Origin of the sequence: Streptomyces peucetius (genome assembly GCF_025854275.1) — a bacterium.
Lineage (GTDB): Bacteria > Actinomycetota > Actinomycetes > Streptomycetales > Streptomycetaceae > Streptomyces > Streptomyces peucetius_A.
Genome location: NZ_CP107567.1, coordinates 7581623 through 7601296, shown reverse-complemented (window position 1 = coordinate 7601296; position 19674 = coordinate 7581623). Strand labels below are relative to the sequence as shown.

Sequence of the window (19674 nt, the reverse complement as noted above, 5' to 3'; positions counted from 1 at the left end):
CTCCCTCCGAGCGGCCGCCGGCCGGACTCCTGAGGAGATCTGTCATGACGGACGCGATCGCGGGGACCGGGGCCGACCAGGCTCTCAAGGCGAAACACCGCAAGATGTGGGCGCTGGGCGACTACCCCGCGCTGGTCGGCGACCTCATCCCCGGCCTGGGCGCCGTCCTGGTCCGGGCGTGCGGGGTGAAGCCGGGTGAGAGGGTGCTGGACATCGCCGCCGGCACGGGCAACGCGGCGATTCCGGCGGCTATGGCAGGAGCCGATGTCGTGGCCTGCGACCTGACGCCCGAGCTGCTGGACACCGGACGGCGACTGGCCGGGCGGCAGGGCGTCGGACTCACCTGGCAGGAGGCCGACGCCGAGGCGCTTCCGTTCGGGGACGGCGAGTTCGACACGGTCATGTCCTGTGTGGGGGTGATGTTCGCCCCGCACCACGAGGCGGCAGCCGGCGAGCTGGTCCGGGTCTGCCGCCCGGGCGGCACCATCGGCCTGCTCAACTGGACCCCCGAGGGTTTCGTGGGCCAGATGTTCGCCGTGATGCGGCCGTACGCGCCCGCTCCGCCGCCGGGCGCCCAGCCACCGCCGCTGTGGGGGAACGAGGAGCATGTCCGCACGCTCCTCGGGGACCTGGTGACGGATGTCGAGGCGCGCAGGGCGAGCGTGGAGGTGGCCCGTTTCGAGCGGCCGGAGGCCTTCCGGGACTATTTCAAGACCGTCTACGGACCCACCATCGCGGTCTACCGGAACATCGCCGACTTCCCCGAACGGATCGCCGAACTCGACAGTGCCCTCGTCGGGATCGCCCGGCAGCACGGCTGCGGAACGGGACGTTCCATCATGCAGTGGGAGTACCTGCTGGTGACCGCCCGCAGAAGCGGATGACCTCTTTCGCCGGAGGAACCCCGCCGCGACGGGGGATGCGCGGCGGGGCCCGGTGGACGTATGCCCATGTGGCGACGATGCATGCCTGAAGGTGCAGGCCGGGACGAGGGGCGTCGTGCACGCGGGCCGACCAGCGCCGGGGCACGGAGACGCTGCGGGTCCGGGCGAGCTCAGCCTCCACAGGTCCTGCGCACGCAGGCGGCCACGACCTCCCGCAGGCTGCCCGTACGCTTCACCACGTCGCGCTGGAAGCGGGCACCGTTGCCGGTCTCCGGCAGCGCGGCCACCGCCTCCTCCACCAGAGGTACGTCGCCCGCGTCTTCCAAGGCGTCCCTGACGTGGCCGACCAGCGCCCCGACCACGTCGGCCGCGGGCCGGGGGCGCATGGTGAGCGGATGGATGAGCTGTTCCTCCATGCCTGAGCGGCCCGCCCGCCACGAGGCCAGCCGCAGCAGGCCGACGCCGTGCGGTACGGGCGGCAGACCCGCGCGCCACTCGCGGGCCGCGGTCTCGACCAGCCCGCGGACGAGCGTGGCGATCAGCACGGTGGTGGCCGGGTCCAGGCAGACGTCGGCCACCCGGACCTCCACGGTCGGGTACGTGGCCGAGAGCCGGGCGTCGAAGTAGATCATCCCCCGGTCCCGCAGGGCGCCGGTGCCGACCATCGCGGACACCTGCTCGTGGTAACGGTCCGCCGACCCGAAGAGCTCCACGGGCCCGGCCGAGGGCCAGCGGCCCCAGACGCGACTGCGGTAGCTGGCATAGCCACTGTCCCTGCCCTGCCAGAAGGGAGAGTTCGCGCTGATCGCCACCAGGACGGAGAGCCACGGACGGATCCGGTCGAGGACCGCGACGCCCTCCTCGTCCGAGCCGACCGACACATGGACATGGCAGCCGCAGGTGAGCTGTTCCTGCGTGGTCAGCCCGAACTCCTCGGCCATCCAGCCGTACCGTTCACCGGCCGCGAGCGACGGACTGACGGGCAGCGGAGACGTCGCCAGTGCGGCAACCGCGCCTCCCAGCCGTGCGGCGTGGCGGGCGGCCTCCGCGCGCCAGCGGACGATCTCGTCGGCGAGATCGCTCATCGACGCCTGCGGGAGCGTGGCGAACTCCAACTGCTCACGCTGCAACTCCGCCTCGAAGACCTCCTGGCCGACACCGCCCTCCCGTCCGGCCGACGCGAGCACGGCCGCGGACAGCGCACGCGGCTCCCCGGAGTCGGGGTCCACGAGGAGAAGCTCCTCCTCCACGCCCACGGTGCGCACGTCCATCGGTTCACTCCTCATCGGCCGCCGTCGAGACCTCTCAGGTGCCCGGCCACGCGTACTCGATGCGCCGGCGCGGGCAACCGGGTCCGACGGTCGGCGTTCCGCCGCGGCGCCGCGTACGTGCGCGACGCGGGGGCAGGCGCACTGTATGGAGCACTTCGCCCGACTTCGGAAGCAGCCCGTGCCCAGCCGTCCGGCCGGTGTCCGCGCCGTGCGCGCCGTCTGCCGGCCGGGTCGCGCCGCGAGACACCTGCCGGCGAACCGCCCTTTGTCCGGGACGGAGCCGCAGCCGTGATACCGGGCCCGGGGGGCGCCGCCGCTCTCGTGACCGCTCTGCTGCTCCCGGTGCTGCTCCTCGGGATGGTGGTCGCGCTGGACCGGTACGAGGAACGTCTGTTCTCTTCGCGCGCCGCGCGACGGCACCATGCCGGCCGGCACTCGAGGCCCGGCCGCCGTCGCGTAAGGTCCTGGGCCCGCCCGTCACCGTCCGCCGGACCGGCGGCGACCGGGCAGAGCGGAGCGACCGAGCTCCGGCCGAAGCCGCCGGCCGTGACGTCCTGACGTCGCGCCCCCACCGACACCCTTCCGGTCCGACGGTGATCGGGGAACCCCCGCACACCGCGTTCGCCCCGTTTGCGGGCATTTCCGAGGCACCGGAGGGTAGGCGGGGACGGCCCACCGAGGCAGAGACGCACAGCAAGGAGGAGTCGGTCGTGCCCGAGCAGAACGACGAGGCCAGGAACCCGGTGTCGAAGCATCCGGAACCGGAGTTCCCACAACAGGAGCAGGAGCACCCGGGCTGGACCGGGCCGATGGACCCGCCGCCCGACCACGGCGAGGAGAGTTACCGGGGCAGTGGGCTGCTCCGCGATCTCAAGGCGGTGCTGACGGGCGGCGACTCGGGCATCGGCCGGGCGGTCGCGCTCGCCTTCGCACGCGAGGGCGCCGATGTGCTGTTCACTCACCTCCCGGAAGAGGAGAAGGAAGCGGCGCGCACCCGCGCGCTCGTCGAGGACGCGGGGCGCAAGGCGGTGTCCGTGGCGTGCGACATCCGGGAGGAGGAGCAGTGCCGGCAGCTCGTCGACCGCGCGGTGAGCGAGTTCGGGCGCATCGACATCCTGGTCAACAACGCGGCCTACCAGATGTCGCAGCCGGACGGGATCGGCGCGATCACCACTGAGCAGTTCGACCGGGTCGTGCGCACCAACCTGTACGGCATGTTCTGGCTGTCGAAGATGTCGCTGCCCCACATGCCACGGGGCGGATGCGTCATCAACTCCACCTCGGTGCAGGCCTACAAGCCCAGCCCGCATCTGCTCGACTACGCCATGACCAAGGGCGCGATCGTCACCTTCACCCAGGGACTCGCGCAGATGGTGGCGTCCGACGGAATCCGCGTCAACGCCGTCGCGCCCGGCCCCGTATGGACGCCCCTGATCCCCGCGACCATGCCGGACACCGCCGAGTTCGGCAAGAAGTCGCCGTTCGGCCGGCCCGCGCAGCCCGCGGAGATGGCGCCCGCCTACGTGTTCCTCGCGTCACCGCAGGCGAGCTACATCACGGCCGAGATCGTCAACGCGACGGGCGGGACCCCGCTGCCCTGACTCACCGCCCCGCTCCTGACCGCAGCCTGCGTCCAGTACGCGCAGCAGCCGGGCCACCTCGGCGGCGACGGCGTCCCGGGCGGGGCCGAGGTACTTGCGGGGGTCGGCGGTCTCCGGGTGATCCTCCAGGTACTCGCGGGCGGCCCGGGTGAACGCCTTGTTGAGGTGGGTGGAGACGTTCACCTTCGTCATGCCCGCCTCGACGGCCCTGGTGAGGCCCGCGTCCCCGACCCCGGACGAGCCGTGCAGGACCAGCGGCACGCTCACGGAGTCCCGCAGCCTGGTGATGAGCGCGAAGTCGAGGACCGCGTCCCGGGTGAGCATGGCGTGCGAGCTGCCCACGGCCACCGCGAGGGCGTCGACGGCGGTGGCGGCGACGAAGTCGCGTGCCTCACGGGGATCGGTGCGTACGCCGGGGGCGTGCGCACCGTCCTTGCCTCCGACCTCGCCGAGTTCCGCCTCGACCCATACGTTCCTCGCGTGGCAGTGGGACGTGATCTCCAGGGTCGCCGCCACGTTCTGGTCGTAGGGGAGCTTGGAGGCGTCGAACATGACGGATGTGAAGCCGAGTCCGACGGCCTCGTGCACGAGGTCCGTGGACTCGGCGTGGTCGAGGTGGACGGCGACGGGGGCGCTCGACGCGCGGGCCACGGCGAGTGTCGCGAGCCCGATCGGCTCCAGGGAGCCGTGGTAGCGGGCGGTGTTCTCGCTGATCTGCAGGATCACGGGCCGCCCCGCGGCCTCTGCCCCGCTCACGATGGCCTCGGCGTGTTCGAGCTGCACGACGTTGAACGCCCCGATGCCCACGCCGTCTTGAGCGGCGGAGCGGACGACGGCGTCAGTGGGTGTGAGCGGCATGGACTTCCTCCACGGATACGGCGGTACGAAAGCGGCGGTAGGTGCCGGCGTCGAAATCGCCGGCCACGGGGCAGGGGACGGCCGCGGCCGACAGAGCCACGGCCTCACGCAGGATGTCGGGCCACTGTGCGCCGGTGGCATGCCCTGCCGCGAGCGCGGCGACACACGCGTCCCCCGCCCCGGTGGGGTTCCCGGCGAGCTGCTTCGGCGGTACGGCGCGCCATGCGCCCTGCGGGGTGGCGGCGTGGACGCCTTCGGGACCGGACGACGCCACGACCGTGCGGGCCCCGAGGGCGCGCAACCGCTCCGCGGCGGCCGGTACGTCCCGGCTTCCGGTGACGTCGGCGAGCTCGGCGGCGTTGGGCTTGACCACGTCGGGGCCGGCGCCCAGCGCGTCGAGCAGTGCGGGGCCGCTCGTGTCGAGGACCGTGACCGCCCCTGCCCCGGTGGCGGTCCGGACGAGTTGCGCGTACGCGTCGGAGGGCAGGCCGGGAGGCAGGCTGCCGCAGAGCGCGACGACCGTGGCGTCACGTACCAGCGACGCGAAGTGCTCCGTGAAGGTCTTCCACTCCCCCGGGCTCACGCGGGGGCCGCGCTGGTTGAACACGGTCGCGTCGCCGTCGTCGCGGGAGACGACGGTGAGGGTCCGCCGTGAGTCGCCCGAGACGGTGACGAGTTCGTCGCGCAGCCCGGCCGTGCGCAGTCCGTCGCGCAGCAGGGTTCCGGTGGGGCCACCCGCGAGCCCGGTGACGGCGCTCTCGTGCCCGAGCGCGGCGAGGACGCGGGCGACGTTGACGCCTTTGCCGCCGGCGCGTTCGCGGGCGGTGTCGACGCGGTGCGAGGTGCGGGGGCGCAGGCTGTCGACGCCGTAGGTGACGTCGAGGGCGGCGTTGAGGGTGACGGTCAGGATCACCGGTCCCGTGCCCCCGTCCCTGTGGTGCGCGGGTCCGGTGCCGTCGTGCTGTCGACGTCGTGCCAGGCGGCGAGGCCGGCGCCCAGGCACCCCGCCCTGTCGCCCAGTTCGGCGCGCACCAGCCCGGGCCGGCGCTGGAACGTGAGGCGGTCGGCCAGCCGGGCCCGTACCGGGCCGAGGAGGAGGTCGCCGGCCTCGGCGAGGCCGCCGCCGAGGACGATCAGCTCGGGGGCGAGCAGTGTCGTGGCGGTGGCGAGCGCCGTGGCGAGCGCGTCGGCCGCACGGTCCCAGACGGCGAGTGCGTCGCGGTCGCTCCGCGCGACCAGTGCGGCCACGTCCGCGGCGTCGGTCCCCTCGCGGCCGGAGCGCGCGGCGAACGCGGTGGCGACCGCCGACGCGGACGCCACCGTCTCCAGGCAGCCGCGTCCGCCGCAGGCGCAGCGGGCACCGCCGGGTTCGACGACGACATGGCCGAGTTCGCCGGCGTGGCCGTCGGCCCGTACGGGGCGTCCGTCGCAGACGACGGCGGCGGCGATGCCGGTGCCGATCGCCACGAAGAGCACGTTCCTGGCGCCGCGGGCGGCGCCGAGGAGGCACTCGGCGGCGCCGCCCGCGCGTACGTCGTGGCCGAGGGTGACGGGCAGCCGGGTGCGGGCTTCCAGCAGTGCGGCGAGCGGGAGGTCGCGCCAGCCGAGGTTGGCGGAGTGGACCGCGGTCCGCAGGTCCTCGGCGACGACGCCGGGGACCACGACCCCCGCCCGGTGGACCGTCAGCCCCCGGGCGGCGGCCCGCCCGGCGAGGACGGCGAGGGTGGCCGCGATCTCGTCGACCACCGCGCCGGGCCCCGCCGTTCGCGGGGTCGGACGGCGGAGGGTGACCAGGGGGTCGAGGCCCCGGTCGAGGAGCGCGCCCTTCATCCCGGTGCCGCCGACGTCGAGGGCGATCACACAGCCGTGATCGTCGGGGTCCTCAGGCATGGCTGTTCTCGAGGACGACGGACCGGGTGAGGTTGCGGGGCCGGTCGGGGTCCTGCCCGCGTGCTGTGGCGAGGACGACCGCGAGGCGCTGGGCGCGGACGAGGTCGGCGAGCGGGTCCAGGCCCGGGCCGGTGCCGGTGGAGCCGGCGACCAGGGTGCCGCCGACGCGTGCCACGTCGTCCGCCAGGCCGGGCGGGAGCGGGCCGAACGCCCAGGCGACGCGGCCGGGTCCGGTGATGCTGATCGGCCCGTGGCGGTACTCCATCGCCGGGTACGCCTCGGTCCAGGCGCCGGCGGCCTCGCGCATCTTCAGTCCGGCCTCCAGCGCCAGGCCGTAGGTCCAGCCGGTGCCGAGGAAGGTGAACTGCTCGGCACCGCACACGGTGGCGTCGAGGGGCTCGGCTACGGCCCGTTCGGCGTCGCGGATCGCGGTGTCGAGGGGCAGTACGCCGGCGGGCAGGGCGTTCTCCGCCTCCAGGTGGGCACGCAGCAGCGCCAGGTTGGCGGTGGCGAACCGGGTCTGGACGACGGACTCCTCGTCGGCGAAGTCCAGTACGGCCACGGCGTCGGCCGCCCCCATGACGGGGGTCGCGGGGTCGGCGGTGATCGCGCCGGTGGGCACGGTGCCCTTGACCCGGTGCAGCAGGTCGAGGACCTCGGTGGTGGTGCCGGACCGGGTGATGGCGAGGACCCGGTCGTAGCGGCGGCCGTGCGGGAACTCGGAGGCGGCGAAGGCGTCGGTCTCGCCGTGGCCGCCGCTCTCGCGCAGGACGGCGTAGGACTGGGCCATGAACCAGGAGGTGCCGCAGCCGATGACGGCGACGCGTTCACCGCGGCGGGGCAGGGCCGCGGTGTGCCGCGGCAGCGACTGGGCGGCCTGCCGCCACACGGCGGGCTGGGTGGCGATCTCGGCCGAGGTGCGGGAGGAGGTGTTGGCGGACAAAGTGGCGTACTCCTTCGTGAAGGACGGGCGAACGGGCGGGGCGGGGCAAGGACCGGTCTACTTCACCGAACCGGCGGTGAGCCCGGACACCACCTGGCGTTCGATGAAGGCGAACAGCACCACCACCGGAACGATCGCGAGGACGGACCCGGCGAACAGGTAGTTCCACTGGACGGTGTAGTTGCCGATGAAGCTGTTGATGCCGACGGTCAGCGGCTGGTTCTCCGGGACCGTGGAGAGGGTCAGGCCCATGACGAACTCGTTCCACGCGGCGATGAACGTGAAGATCACCGCGGTGACCACGCCCGGCATGGCCAGCGGCAGGGTCACGCGGAACAGCGCGCCCGCCCGGCCCAGTCCGTCGATCATGGCGGCCTCCTCCAGCTGCACCGGGATGGAGGAGAAGTAGGCGGTGAGGATCCAGATGGCGAACGCCAGGTTGAAGGCGGCGTTGCACAGGACCAGGGTCCACACCGAGTTGAGCATGCCCAGCTGGTAGAACTCGCGGTACAGGCCGACCAGCAGCGAGGTCGGCTGGAACATCTGGGTGATCAGCACCAGCAGCAGGAACACCTTGCGGCCCCGGTACCTGATCCGGGCGGTGTAGTACGCGGCGGGTACCGCGACGAGCAGCACCAGCAGTGTGGACCCGCCGGCCACGAGCAGGGTGACGCGCAGGTTGGAGCCGAGGTTGGACTCCCGCCAGACGTCGATGAAGTTGGACCAGGCGAACGCGCTGGGCAGATAGGTGGAGTCGCGCAGTTCGTCGGCGGGCCGGAGCGCGGTGATCACCATCTCCGCGTACGGCAGCAGGAACACGGCGGCGATCAGCCAGGCCGCCGAGGCGACGACCACCGTGCGGGGGCGCAGCGCGCGCCCGGGCCGGGCGGGGGTACGGGGCCGCTGCTCGCCCGGCACCGGCGCGGCGGGGGCGGCGAGGGAGGGCCGGATCGTCTGCTGGGCCATCAGGCTTCCTCCTTGTTCCAGCGGCTGACCTTCAGGAAGACGGCCACCATGGCCACGACCAGCGCGAAGTTGACGACGGACATGGCCGCGGACTCGCCGATGTCGGAGCTCTTGAGCTGGTACATGAACACGGTGGTGGTCGCGGTGTCGCTGGCCGGGCCTCCGCGGGTCATGCCCCAGATGACGGGGAACGAGTTGAAGACGTTGATCAGGTTGATGACGACGCCGACGAGGAACGCCGGGCGCAGCAGCGGCAGGGTGATCCGTCGGTAGGTCTGCCAGGTGCCGGCGCCGTCGACCCGCGCCGCCTCGTAGACCTCGCCCGGGACGGTCTGCAGACCGGCGAGCAGGGTGTACGTGGTGAAGGGCAGGGAGACGAAGACGGCGACGAACATCATCCAGGGCCAGGCGGTGGCCGGGTCGCCGAGCCAGTCCTTGGGGCCGTCGATCAGACCGAGGTCGGTCATGGCGGTGTTGAGCACCCCGGCGGTCCGGTCGAGCATCCACTTGAAGCCGATGGCGGTCATCAGCACGGAGGCCGCCCACGGTGCGATGAGGGCCCAGCGGGTCACCCGCCGCCCGGGGAAGCGCTGGTTGAACAGCTGGGCCAGGGCGAGCGACAGCACCATCGTGAGCGCGACGACGCCGACGGTCCAGATCACGGTGGCGGTGATCACGGCGCCGAGGCCCGGTTCGTCGAACAGTTCCCGGTACTTGTCGAAGCCGGCCGGGCCCCGCACGAAGCCGCTGACGCTGATCTTCAGGAACGAGGTGCGGACCATCTCGTAGACGGGCCAGAGCACGACGAGCACGATGAGCAGGACGGCGGGGCCGATCCAGGGCAGCGGCCCCAGCCGGCCGAGGCCGGAGCGGCGGCCGCCGACCGGGGAGGGCCGGCCGCTGCCCGGACTCTCGACGGCGGGCCTTCGGCCGTCGGCGGAAGTGGCGTTGGTGGACACGGGGGTGCCTTCCGGGTGTCTGTTCCTCGGTGCCGTACGGGGTTTACTGGTCGGCGACGGCCTGCTCGGCCTTCTTCTGCAGGTCGCCCAGCACCTTGGCCGGGTCGTCGCTGACAGCGGTGCCGCCGCTCTTCTTGATCTCGGCGGAGACCGCGTCCCAGGTCGTGTCGCCGAGGGGGTAGAAGGAGGCCTTCGGCAGCAGCTCGAAGAAGGGCTCGAGGTCCTTGTGCCGGCCGCTGGAGGTCATCTCCTCGAGAGTGTCCTCGGTGACGGGCATCAGGTTGTACATCTCGTCGAACTTCAGCGTGTTCTCCTTGGAGTACGCGAAGTCGAGAAACTTCCTGATCTCCTCCTTGTGTCCCCGGTCCTTGAAGGCCATCATCCAGTCGGCGACGCCGAGGGTGGAGTCGAGGGCGCCGTCCTTGCCGGGGATGGGCGCGACGCCGTAGTCGACGTTGCCGTCCTTGGACATCTGGATGAGCGAGGGATGGCCGTTGAGCATGCCGGCCTTGCCGGCGGCGAAGTCGGCGAAGGCCGTCTTGCGGTCGGTGGCGGCGGGGTTGGCGTAGGTGAGGCCCGGGCCGACCAGGTTGGTCTTCAGCCACTGGAAGGTCTCGACGTTGGCCGGGCTGTCGAGTGTGTACTCGCCCTGCGCGTCGGTGTAGTCGCCGCCGTTGCCCAGCTGCCAGATCAGGCTCTCGCCCTGTGCCTCCTCCGGGCCGAGCGGCAGGGCGTACGGCGTGACGCCGGGGGCCTTGGCCTTGATGCGCTCGGCGGCGGACCTGACGTCGTCCCAGGTTCTGGGTGCTTCGGTGATTCCGGCGGCGGCGAAGATCTTCTTGTTGTAGAAGAGGGCGCGCGCCGAGGAGACGAACGGGATGCCGTACTGCACGCCGTCGACCTCGCCGGCCTCGGCGAAGGTGTCGACGAGATTGGCGCGGGTGCTCTCGGAGAGCACGTCCTCCGCCTTGTGGAGGAGGTCGTCGGCGACCTTGTCGGCGTAGCCGCCGGTCTGCAGGACGTCGGGCATGTTGCCACTCTGGATCATCGTCTTGACCTGCGCGTCGATGTCGTTCCAGTTGATGACCCGGACATCGATCCTGATCTTGGGGTTGGCGTCCTCGAACCGCTCGGCCACGTCCTTCCAGTACACGGTGGAGCTGTTGGAGGCCTTGTCGCCGTAGTCGGCCGCGACGAGCTTGAGGGTCACCGTCCCGTCCGCGGACTCCCCGGCGCCGCCGCCGCATGCCGTGAGGACAAGTGCACCGGCCACGCACGCCGCCGGGAAAACGATCATTCGCTTGTTCACTACGTCTAACCGCCTTGTCTGACATGGAGCTGCACAGTCTGATTGATTCTGCACAATCCACGGCTCTTTCGAGCAGTTCCGAGCATCCTTGGTTTCGCGCAGTATTCAGCAGGAGTGCAGGCCGGGTCCAGGGGCCGTTACCCGAACGTTGCCAAGAAGGCTCCGCGATTCATGACGACGACTGCTCCGAAAGCGCCGGATACGATCAGCTTCACGCACAGAGCTGCCCTCGCTCCCGTGCTCGCGACCCCGTCCCTTAGCGTGTCGAGAGCGCAGGACCGATGCCCGAAGGAGTCCGACACATGTCCAAACATGAGCGGTGGAGCAGACTGCTGGAGTTGCTGGCCGCCGAGGGCAGGCTGGACGTCGAGGACGCCGCGACGACCCTCGAGGTGTCGCCCGCCACCATCCGGCGGGATCTCGACGAGCTCGCCGAGCAGCAGATGCTGGTCCGCACCCGTGGCGGAGCCGTCGCACACGGCGTCTCCTACGAGCTGCCCCTGCGTTACAAGTCCTCCCGGCACGCCTCCGAGAAGCAGCGCATCGCCGCGGCCGTCGCCGAACTCATCGGCCAGGGCGATGTGGTGGGCCTCAACGGGGGCACCACCACGACCGAGGTGGCACGGGCCCTGGCGCTGCGCGCGGGCGGTGGCGGCACGGGAGGAGGGCGTCGGGAGTCGTCGGACGCCTCCGCCCCGTCGCTCACCGTCGTCACCAACGCGCTCAACATCGCCGGTGAGCTCGCCGTGCGCCCCCAGATCAAGATCGTGGTCACCGGCGGCGTGGCCCGGCCCCAGACCTACGAGCTCGTCGGCCCCCTGACCGTCGGGGTGCTGAACGAGGTGGTCCTCGACGTCGCCGTCCTCGGGGTCGACGGCGTCGACCCGCAGCTGGGCCTGATGACCCACCAGGAGGACGAGGCCAGCATCAGCCGGCTCTTCGCCGAGCGGGCGCGCCGCGTCGTCGTGGTCACCGACTCGTCGAAGATGGGCAAGCGCGCCTTCGCCAGGATCTGCGGCCTGGACCGAATCGACGTCCTGGTGACCGACTCGGCGCTGCCCGCCGAGATGGCGGCCCGGCTCACCGAGGCGGGCATCAAGGTCCACGCCGTCTGACGCGGCCACCACCGGCGGGGGGGCCCGGCGGGGGGGGGGGGGGGCCCCGGGGGGGGGGCCCCCCCGCCGGGGGGGGGGGGGGGGGGGGGGGGCCCGGGGGGGGGGGGGGCCGGTGTCCGGTCACCCGGACGCGTCGGGGAAGGAGGACGCGTCAGGGAGCGAGGGCCATGTCGAAGACGTGGATGTTCCCGTTGCTCGGCAGGACCACGAACTCGACCTGCTTCGCGGAATCCACCGGGATCGAGTGGGCGAAGATCCGGTAGGCGATGCCCGCGTTCCCGTACCCGCTGGGCCGGTTGCGGCCGTCGGACGAGGCGACCAGCGTCGCGCCGTGGGCGTCGGCCGGGTCGAACGACCAGTTGGGGAAGCCGAACGAGCCGGTGCTGCTGGTGCCGTCCGTGTAGTACACCGTGGCATTGCCGACCGCCCCACTGGTGACACCGGAGCCGAGGAACACCAGCTTGCTCCCCTGGCCGCTCATGCTGATCGCCTGGCCGGCACTGGAGACGTTGCCCTTGGTGCCCGGTGCCGCGTCCGGCCACGTCAGTTCGGCGCCCAGCGCCTGGACCCGGCCGCCCGGGGTCAGCCCCGCATCGGCGAGCTTCTGCGCCGAGAAGCTGTTGCCGTCGCCGTCGTAGTTGCCCGGCGCGGTGTTGCTCTCGTCGGTGACGCCCACGTTGTTGTAGGCGGCGGCGAGGTCCGCCAGCGGGGTGCCGCTGGTCTGGGTCCGGGTTCCCGTCGCGGAGCCGGCCCCGTCACCGCCCTTGTAGGTGGCCGTCGCGGTGAAGGTCCGCACGGTGAACCCGGAACGCTGCTCCGGCACCTGGATCCGGAACTCGGCGGCGGCTGTGGCTCCCGCGGCGAACGTCCCGTCGACGCTGCGCACGGACGGCTGGACGGCCCAGCCGACCGGCCCCGCGAACGACACCTCCAGGGACCGCATCCGGTCGGGTCCGGCGTTCTTGACGGTCACCTTCACCGTCGAGATGGCCGGCCCGTCCAGGTCGACGGGCGATATCGTCACCTCGGTCGCCGCGGCGGCCGGGGCAGGCTCCGGTTCGGCGGCGACCGCGGCGGGTGCGGGGACGAGCAGCACCGCCGCCGCCACCGCCATGGCTCTGAGAGACGTGATCAGTCCGGCTGGTCTCACTGACTGCTCCTTCGTTCGGGCCGCCCGAGTGGGGACACTCAGGCGACGGGGGGCATCTCGGAGGTACGGGAGTCGAGGCCCATGCGCAGATTCACCCAGGAGCCCCGGGTGAAGTCCGGGATCTCGACCGGACGGCCGCCGGCCGCGAGGGACTTGACGCTCAGGGGTACCGGCGCGCACCAGGCGGCGGAGTCGTACACGTCGATGTCGGGAACGAGCCCGGCCCGCATCAGCTGGACCGTGCGCCACTGCAGTACGTAGTCCATGCCGCCGTGGCCGCCGTTGTTCGCGGCGTCGTCGCCGATCTTCTTCCAGAGCCAGTGGTCGAACTCCTTGCGGTAGGTGTCGAAGTCGCGCCAGGAGTGCCCGCTGTGGTCGGGCTCGACGTAGATCCGCCCGCCGGTCGTCGAGGTGCCCGTGTAGTCCTCGAAGATGCCACGGCTGCCCGCGAGGCTGTTGATCCGGCTGTACGGGCGGGGCGAGCTCACGTCGTGCTCGGCCCTGATGACCCGGCCCTTCGCGGTGTCGATCAGACAGGTGACCAGGTCACCGTTGATGTAGGTCTCGTTCCACGAGGGGTGGGACCTCGGGACGAACCGCTCGCGGTAGTCGGCGAGGCCCTTGGGCTCGGTCGCGGTGGCCCGCAGCACCGTCATGCGGTCGCCGCGGTTGATGTCCATGGCCGCGGCGACCGGCGCGAGGCCGTGCATCGCGTAGAAGGAGGCGGTGCTGCGGGTGTGCCAGAGACGGCGCCACGCGTCGGTGTAGTACGTGTCGGAGAAGAGCAGGGCGCGCAGGTCGTGCAGGTAGCCGCCGTGGCCGTTGGTGACGTCGCCGAACAGGCCCTCGTGCGCCATCTTCAGCATCGCCAGTTCGTTGCGGCCGTAGGAGCAGTTCTCCGAGAGCATCAAATGCCGGCGGGTGCGCTCGGAGGTGTCGACGAGGTCCCAGAGCTCGTCCAGCTCGGTGGCGATGGGCAGTTCGACGATGACGTGCTTACCGGCCAGCAGCGCGTCCTTGCCCTGGCGGTAGTGGAACTCCCAGGGCGTGGCGATGTAGACGAGGTCGATGTCGTCGCGCCGCAGCATCTGCGCGTACGACTCGTCGGAACCCCCGTACTCGGCGGGGCGCGGCCTGCCCTGCGCCGCCAGCCGGTCGGCGGTGCGCTTCGCGCGGTCGGCGCGGATGTCGCAGACGGCGGTGACCGTGCAGCCGGGGACGACGGACCAGCCCTCGCTCATGCCGGAGCCCCGGTTGCCGAGGCCGATCACACCGACGCGGACGGTCCTGTGGACGTCGTAGGGCACATCGACCATGGTCTTCTGGCCCGGGCTGCGCCGGGGCGTGGGGGTCGGTGCCGCCGCGCCGGTGGCGAGGGGCGCCGCCTGCGCGGAGCCGACACGGGCCGCCAGCGCCCCGGTGGCCAGAGCTCCTCCCAGAAGCAAGCGGCGTGAGACTGCGGGAATTTCGGGCATGAGGGAACGCTCCTCGGGTCCGCGATTCGGCATCACTGGCGGGGAAGACTCTGGCGGGACCGGCGATGGCATGTCAATAGATGTTCATAAGGGCGCTGTTACGAACAAGAACAAGCATGGCTCCTGTGATCACGAAGCACCACGTGGCCGCCCTCGCGTCTTCCGGAACGGCCCGGCTGCCACACGGCGCGCCAGTTCGGCGAAGATGGTCGCGTCACCGTCCCCTCACCGAGGAGCGTCAGCGCCGATGCCCACGTCCGGTTCCGGCTCGAGACCGCCGACGATCGCCGACGTCGCACGCGTCGCCGGTGTCTCACGCACGACCGTGTCGCACGCCCTCAACGGGCTCGGCAAGGTCGATCCCCGGACCCGGGAACGCATCAAGCAGGTCGCCGCCGAGCTCGGCTACCGCCCCAATCTCCGGGCGCAGCGGCTGCGACGCGGGCAGGCGAAGGCCATCGCGCTCGCCTCCTCCATGCCGTTCGCGGTGGCGGGCGGCCCGTCACGGCTCGGCTTCTACATGGAGGTCGCCGCCGCGGCCGCGGAGAGCGCCCTGCTGCACGGCTACGCGCTGGTGCTCGTACCGCCCGTGCAGTCCGGCTCCGCCCTCTACTCGGTCGACATCGACGGGGCCATCGTCGTCGAGCCGGACGCCGACGACGTGGCGGCGGCGCAGCTGCGGGAGCGGGGCCTGCCGTACGTGACGCTCGGCAGGCCGGTGTCGCCCGGCGACGACGCGCCGTACGTCGATCTGCGCGGCGGGCGCGTCGCGGAGCTGCTGCTGACCCACCTTCACGAGCAGGGCGCACAGCGGCCGGCGCTGATCATCGGCTCCGGTTCCCGGCACTCGTCCGTCGACGCGCTCGCCGCGTACGAACGCGTCGCCGAGGAGCGCGGCTGGACACCGGTCGTGGCGAGGGCCCCCGAGTCGGGCGGCGAGCAGGCGGGGTACGAGCGGTGCGCCGCACTTCTCGCCGAGCATCCCGAGGTGGACGCGGTCTGCGCACTGGTGGACGCCTTCGCGGTAGGTGCGGTCCGGGCGATCCGGGACAGCGGACGGACCGTACCGGACGACGTCATGGTCGTCACCCGGTACGACGGTCTGCGGGCCCGCACCTGCGAGCCGCCGCTGACGGCGGTCGACCTGCATCTGGACCGGGCGGCGTCCGACGCGGTGGAGTTGCTGCTCGGGCGGCTGCGCGGCGACACCGCCACCCCGGCGGTGGCGGTGCCGCCCGAACCGCGGGTCGTCGCGCGGGCATCGTCGGCGCGGGAACCGCGCACGGTGTGAAACCGGCCGACGGACCTGCCGGATCGGCCTGAGGCGGCCGGTCCGGCAGTCGCCGGCGGTCAGAGGCCGAGCATCAGGACGCACCCCGAGACCAGCGCGAAGACGAGGACGAACAGCCGCATCCGGCGCGCGTCCAGTCGGTGGTGCACCAGGCGGCTCAGCCAGGCACCGGCGGCGATCGCCGGCAGCAGCGCAGCCGCATGCCCGAGATCCGTCGCCTGCGCCTTGCCCGCCGCGAAGAGCAGGACGAGCGAGGCCACTTCGCCGATGAGGAAGCACGCGGCCACGGTGGAGCGCAGCTCGGCCGGCGGCCGGTGCTGGTAGACCAGCGCGAGCGGCGGCCCGCCGACGCCGGTCGCGGTCTCCGTCAGCCCGGTCACCGCTCCCGCACCGACATAGGCCACCCTGCCGGGCGTGAAGGCGGGCGCGGCCAGACTCACGACGGCCGCGAGCACCGTGGCGACCCCCACGAGGAGGCCGAGGCTGCGTTCCGGCACCAGCCAGAGCAGCCCCAGCCCCGCCGGGGTGGCGGCGAGCCGTGCCCCGGTGATCCAGCCCGCACCGCGCAGGTCGAGCGACGCCCGCTCGCGCCAGGCGACGTACACGTTGAGCGGGATCATGGACGCCAGCACGAAGACCGGGAGCAGGCCGGGGTCGAGGATCCCGGCCACGGGCGCGACGATCAGGGCGAACCCGAGCCCGCTGCTGCCCTGCACGAACGCGGCGACGGCCACCGTGACGGCGAGGACCGCCAGCGTCTCGGCACTCACTGTGCCGGGCTCCGGTCCTGCGCGGAGGATTCCCGCGCCACCGTGCTCCCGTCCGGCGAACGGTTCGGCACCCCCGGCCGGCCGGGCTCCCGTGACCGGCTCAGCCCACGCGCCGCTGTGGAGGTGGGGTGCACCCGCGTGATGGGTGCCTTCGCCACGGTGGCACGGGCCAGTTCCGCGGCCCGCCGCACGAGCGCGGGGCCGTCCCAGTCGGCGGGCAGTCCGCGCCACATGCGCAGACGCCCGGCGACGAACACGGCCGTGATCTGGTCCCGGTTGCCGCGCCGGACGAGCTCCCACGGCAGGTCCCAGGAGAGCGCGAGCTCCGGCGTCTCGACGTCGACGAGGAGGAAGTCGGCCGCCAGGCCCTCTGCGACGGTGCCGGTGCGGGCGCCGAGACCGACCGCGTCCGCGCCGCCGCGCGTGGCGTGCTCCAGCCAGGTCCAGCCGGCGCCGCACGACGAGTCGCCGGTGACCAGCCCGTACGCGAGCCGCTGGGCGAACTCGGCGGCCTCCGCGAGCCGGAACCCGTCGCCGCGGGTCCCGTCGGTTCCGAGCCCGAAGCGGATGCCGCGCTCGGCCATGGCGGTGGCGGGCGCGACGGCGTTGCCCTTCCAGGCGCTGGCGACGGGGTTGTAGCTGACCGCGGTCCCGGTGTCGGCGAGGAGGGTGAGCTCGCGCGGCGTGAGGAGGGTGGCGTGCGCGGCCAGCAGTTGGGGGCCGAGCGCGCCGATACGGTGGAGGTGTTCGAGGGGGCGCAGCCCGTTCCGTACGAGCGAGCGCTCCACTCCGGCGAGGTGCTCGTTGACGTGGATCTGGACGACGGCCCCGGCTTCCGCCGCCAGTCGGGCGGTGACGTGCAGGGTGCGGTCGGTGGCCGCCTCCGGGACGGAGACGGCGAGGGAGGGGTGGACGAGCGGGTCGCCGGCGTAGCGCACGAGGTGCTTTTCTGCCCTCTCGAGGACGCCGGGGCCGGCGTCCTCTGCGCCCTCCGCGTCGCTGCAGACGAGCCCGAGGACACAGCGGATCCCGGCGTCGCGCGCGGCGGAGGCGACCACGTCCACATCGACGCCGGCGCGGGTGCCGGCGTCGGCGACGGTGGTAAACCCGCCGCGCAGTGCCTCGAGTGCCGCCAACTTGGCTGCCGTGTAGGCCGATTCCTCGTCCAGTGCGCCCTCCAGCGGCACCCAGACCCGGCGGAAGATCTCCGAGGGCTCCCCGAAGGCCAGCGCGGAACCGAAGCTCTGCGTGAGGTGGTGGTGGGCGTCGACGAAGCCGGGCATCAGCAGTCGGCCGGGCATCCGTACGGCGCGGAGCTGCGGATATCTGCACTCGAGCTCGTCCGCGGGTCCGACCGCCTCGAAACGGCCGTCGTCGACCACGACCGCGCAGCCCTCGGCAGGGCCTTCGGGGAGCAGGACGGCGTGGGGTATGAGGAAGAGCGGGCCGGGGGCGGCGAGGAGGTCGTGATCGGGCTGGTTCATCGGTCGCTTTCCGTGCGTGCGGTGCTCAGGCGCGCGGCGACGCCGGGCCTGACGTGGTGGAAGAGGACGTTGAGGACGGCGGCGACGAACGCGCCTACGGCGACGCCGCTTTCGAGGAGGATCCGCACGTTCGGCGGGAAGCCGCCGTACACCCCGGGGACGAGGATGGGCAGCAGCCCGAGCGCGAGAGCGACGGCGCAGATGAAGGTGCTGGTGTGCTTGTCGAGGTCGGAGCGGCCGAGCATCTGGATGCCGAGCACCGTGATGACGGCGAAGACGACCATGGCGGTTCCGCCGACGACCGCGGACGGGATGACGCTGATCGCGCTGGTCACGGGCGCGAGGAACCCGATGGCGATGAGGACGACGCCGGCCGCGGCGGTGACGTAGCGGCTGCGGACGCCGGTGACGCGGACGATGCCGATGTTCTCACCGCTGGTGACCATGAGCGGCAGGCCGAAGAACCCGCCGAACAGCGAGGTGAGCGCGTCGCCTCTGACGGTCTTCGGTACGTCGGTCCGCTTGTCGATGTCCTTGCCGACGGCCTCGGCGTTGATGACGGTCTGCCCGGTGGCCTCCGCCATGGAGGCGAGGCTGTAGAGCATCAGCGGCAGCGCGGCGACAAGGTTGAACTCGGGCGAGCCGAAGGGCATCAGCTGCGGCAGCTGAACCAGTCCGCCGCCGGCGCCGCCGCCGACGTCGATCGCGCCGGCCACGGCGGCGGCAGCGGTTCCGGCCAGCAGTCCCAGCATCACGGCGAGTTGCCGCAGGACGCCGGTGAAGAGCAGGTAGAACACGACGGTGAATCCGATGGTCGCCATGCCGAGGCCAAGGTTCACCGGGTCGGCGAAACCGGGCTCGCCGGGGCGCCCGGTGACCAGGACCGCGCCGACCTTCACCAGATTGACGCCGACGATGACGATCATCGTGCCGATGACGAGGGCGGGGAAGAACGCGAGCAGCCGGGAGAAGACGGGCAGCACGACGAAGTAGAAGGCCGCCGTCAGGATGACCGCGCCGGTGGCGGTGCGCAGGCCGTGCTGCTCGGCGACCGCGATGAACAGGATGAGCGGCGCCCCGCCCGGCAGCATCACGAAGGGCAGCCGCGGGCCGAACTTCCAGGGCCCGAGCGACTGGATCAGTGACCCGACACCGGAGAGCACGAAGGCCGCGGAGAGCAAGTCGACGGTCAGCGAGGCGTCGAGCCGGAGCGTGGCGCTCATCAGGAAGATCGCCGAGATGGGGGTGGCGGCCATGACGAGGACGTGCTGAATGCCAAAGAGCAGGATCCGCCCGAGCGGGCGCGACTCGTCGACGGGGTGGACGTCGGGGGCGGTCGTTCGGGGCTCCTCGGCGGGGCGCGCGACGGCTACGGAATCCTCGGCAGGGCGCGCGGACTCTGCTCCGTCGGGCGTGGGTGGTTGACCGGCTCCGGGCCAGGTCTGACGGGGACTGGACACGTTCGGGCTCCGTTCGGGCGTACGGCACGCTCGGATGTTTCAGCCGCGATCCGGCCCTGGACGGAGAGCCAAATCGATTTGGCCAAATCGATTTGGCCGCCAGTATGTGAGGCTGCGGGCCGACCGTCAAGGGTCGTGGACACCGCCGCCCCGCGCCTCGCGGCCCGCCCGTACGCCCGGCCCCCGCCCCTACGCCGGGCGCGCGGTCTCCTGGGCCGCCGCCCGGCGAACGGCCAAGGCTGGCAGAC

At 72.3% G+C, this 19674-nt stretch carries 17 protein-coding genes; 4 read left to right on the top strand and 13 right to left on the bottom strand.

Annotation, left to right across the window (positions count from 1 at the left end):
• The first annotated feature begins 44 nt into the window (after positions 1-44).
• On the top strand, positions 45-884 hold the full coding sequence (locus OGH68_RS34325) for a class I SAM-dependent methyltransferase (RefSeq protein ID WP_264249409.1): 840 nt from the start codon (positions 45-47) through the stop codon (positions 882-884).
• 170 nt (positions 885-1054) lie between these two features.
• Here the strand turns inward: OGH68_RS34325 and OGH68_RS34320 are convergent, their stop codons facing one another.
• Complete coding sequence (locus OGH68_RS34320) at positions 1055-2155, bottom strand: glutamate--cysteine ligase (protein WP_264249407.1); 1101 nt, start codon at positions 2153-2155, stop codon at positions 1055-1057.
• 710 nt (positions 2156-2865) lie between these two features.
• Between OGH68_RS34320 and OGH68_RS34315 the strand changes: the two genes are divergently transcribed.
• Complete coding sequence (locus OGH68_RS34315; RefSeq protein WP_264249405.1) at positions 2866-3756, top strand: SDR family oxidoreductase; 891 nt, start codon at positions 2866-2868, stop codon at positions 3754-3756.
• On the opposite strand, the gene OGH68_RS34310 is transcribed toward OGH68_RS34315, so the two are convergent.
• The 7 genes from OGH68_RS34310 to OGH68_RS34280 are packed head-to-tail and all read right to left on the bottom strand — an operon-like array spanning position 3691 to position 10669.
• Positions 3691-4614: a class II fructose-bisphosphate aldolase gene (locus OGH68_RS34310; protein ID WP_264249404.1), complete on the bottom strand. Its 924-nt coding sequence runs from the start codon at positions 4612-4614 to the stop codon at positions 3691-3693. The genes OGH68_RS34315 and OGH68_RS34310 overlap by 66 nt on opposite strands.
• Positions 4595-5527, bottom strand: coding sequence for a 1-phosphofructokinase family hexose kinase (locus OGH68_RS34305; protein ID WP_264249402.1), 933 nt, complete (start codon positions 5525-5527; stop codon positions 4595-4597). The genes OGH68_RS34310 and OGH68_RS34305 overlap by 20 nt, the downstream gene beginning before the upstream one ends.
• Positions 5524-6504, bottom strand: coding sequence for an ROK family protein (locus OGH68_RS34300; RefSeq protein WP_264249401.1), 981 nt, complete (start codon positions 6502-6504; stop codon positions 5524-5526). Before OGH68_RS34300 ends, OGH68_RS34305 begins: the two co-directional genes overlap by 4 nt.
• Positions 6497-7447: an SIS domain-containing protein gene (locus OGH68_RS34295; protein WP_264249399.1), complete on the bottom strand. Its 951-nt coding sequence runs from the start codon at positions 7445-7447 to the stop codon at positions 6497-6499. Before OGH68_RS34295 ends, OGH68_RS34300 begins: the two co-directional genes overlap by 8 nt.
• Positions 7448-7504: 57 nt before the next feature.
• A complete protein-coding gene (locus OGH68_RS34290) occupies positions 7505-8413 on the bottom strand; it encodes a carbohydrate ABC transporter permease (protein ID WP_264249398.1) in 909 nt (302 codons plus the stop codon).
• A complete protein-coding gene (locus OGH68_RS34285; protein ID WP_264249397.1) occupies positions 8413-9372 on the bottom strand; it encodes a carbohydrate ABC transporter permease in 960 nt (319 codons plus the stop codon). Before OGH68_RS34285 ends, OGH68_RS34290 begins: the two co-directional genes overlap by 1 nt.
• 43 nt (positions 9373-9415) lie before the next feature.
• The gene (locus tag OGH68_RS34280; RefSeq protein ID WP_264249396.1) at positions 9416-10669 is read right to left on the bottom strand and encodes an extracellular solute-binding protein; all 1254 of its coding nucleotides are present in this window, start codon (positions 10667-10669) and stop codon (positions 9416-9418) included.
• Positions 10670-10983: 314 nt separating this feature from the next.
• Between OGH68_RS34280 and OGH68_RS34275 the strand changes: the two genes are divergently transcribed.
• A complete protein-coding gene (locus OGH68_RS34275; RefSeq protein WP_264249394.1) occupies positions 10984-11796 on the top strand; it encodes a DeoR/GlpR family DNA-binding transcription regulator in 813 nt (270 codons plus the stop codon).
• 151 nt (positions 11797-11947) lie between these two features.
• Here the strand turns inward: OGH68_RS34275 and OGH68_RS34270 are convergent, their stop codons facing one another.
• On the bottom strand, positions 11948-12910 hold the full coding sequence (locus tag OGH68_RS34270) for an NEW3 domain-containing protein (RefSeq protein WP_413471145.1): 963 nt from the start codon (positions 12908-12910) through the stop codon (positions 11948-11950).
• A 74-nt stretch (positions 12911-12984) separates the two neighbouring features.
• Positions 12985-14421, bottom strand: coding sequence for a Gfo/Idh/MocA family protein (locus tag OGH68_RS34265; RefSeq protein WP_264249391.1), 1437 nt, complete (start codon positions 14419-14421; stop codon positions 12985-12987).
• Positions 14422-14668: 247 nt separating this feature from the next.
• On the opposite strand from OGH68_RS34265, the gene OGH68_RS34260 reads away from it, so the two are divergent.
• Positions 14669-15712 carry a substrate-binding domain-containing protein gene (locus OGH68_RS34260; protein ID WP_264249390.1) on the top strand — a complete coding sequence of 348 codons (1044 nt, stop codon included), beginning with the start codon at positions 14669-14671 and terminating at the stop codon, positions 15710-15712.
• Positions 15713-15771: 59 nt separating this feature from the next.
• Here OGH68_RS34260 and OGH68_RS34255 read toward each other — a convergent pair whose 3' ends face one another.
• The 3 genes from OGH68_RS34255 to OGH68_RS34245 are packed head-to-tail and all read right to left on the bottom strand — an operon-like array spanning position 15772 to position 19255.
• Positions 15772-16482: a sulfite exporter TauE/SafE family protein gene (locus tag OGH68_RS34255; protein WP_264249388.1), complete on the bottom strand. Its 711-nt coding sequence runs from the start codon at positions 16480-16482 to the stop codon at positions 15772-15774.
• The gene (locus OGH68_RS34250) at positions 16479-17966 is read right to left on the bottom strand and encodes an amidohydrolase family protein (protein WP_264249387.1); all 1488 of its coding nucleotides are present in this window, start codon (positions 17964-17966) and stop codon (positions 16479-16481) included. The genes OGH68_RS34255 and OGH68_RS34250 overlap by 4 nt, the downstream gene beginning before the upstream one ends.
• A complete protein-coding gene (locus OGH68_RS34245) occupies positions 17963-19255 on the bottom strand; it encodes a uracil-xanthine permease family protein (RefSeq protein WP_413471144.1) in 1293 nt (430 codons plus the stop codon). The genes OGH68_RS34250 and OGH68_RS34245 overlap by 4 nt, the downstream gene beginning before the upstream one ends.
• Positions 19256-19674 lie beyond the last annotated feature (419 nt).

What these genes read in the sequence shown, in the direction of transcription:
- OGH68_RS34310 (WP_264249404.1), bottom strand. Translation starts at nt 4,614, where the DNA reads ATGCCGCTCACACCCACTGACGCCGTCGTCCGCTCCGCCGCTCAAGAC.
- OGH68_RS34275 (WP_264249394.1), top strand. Translation starts at nt 10,984, where the DNA reads ATGTCCAAACATGAGCGGTGGAGCAGACTGCTGGAGTTGCTGGCCGCC.
- OGH68_RS34260 (WP_264249390.1), top strand. Translation starts at nt 14,669, where the DNA reads ATGCCCACGTCCGGTTCCGGCTCGAGACCGCCGACGATCGCCGACGTC.
- OGH68_RS34280 (WP_264249396.1), bottom strand. Translation starts at nt 10,669, where the DNA reads ATGATCGTTTTCCCGGCGGCGTGCGTGGCCGGTGCACTTGTCCTCACG.
- OGH68_RS34270 (WP_413471145.1), bottom strand. Translation starts at nt 12,910, where the DNA reads ATGGCGGTGGCGGCGGCGGTGCTGCTCGTCCCCGCACCCGCCGCGGTC.
- OGH68_RS34320 (WP_264249407.1), bottom strand. Translation starts at nt 2,155, where the DNA reads ATGGACGTGCGCACCGTGGGCGTGGAGGAGGAGCTTCTCCTCGTGGAC.
- OGH68_RS34265 (WP_264249391.1), bottom strand. Translation starts at nt 14,421, where the DNA reads ATGCCCGAAATTCCCGCAGTCTCACGCCGCTTGCTTCTGGGAGGAGCT.
- OGH68_RS34290 (WP_264249398.1), bottom strand. Translation starts at nt 8,413, where the DNA reads ATGGCCCAGCAGACGATCCGGCCCTCCCTCGCCGCCCCCGCCGCGCCG.
- OGH68_RS34325 (WP_264249409.1), top strand. Translation starts at nt 45, where the DNA reads ATGACGGACGCGATCGCGGGGACCGGGGCCGACCAGGCTCTCAAGGCG.
- OGH68_RS34300 (WP_264249401.1), bottom strand. Translation starts at nt 6,504, where the DNA reads ATGCCTGAGGACCCCGACGATCACGGCTGTGTGATCGCCCTCGACGTC.
- OGH68_RS34250 (WP_264249387.1), bottom strand. Translation starts at nt 17,966, where the DNA reads ATGAACCAGCCCGATCACGACCTCCTCGCCGCCCCCGGCCCGCTCTTC.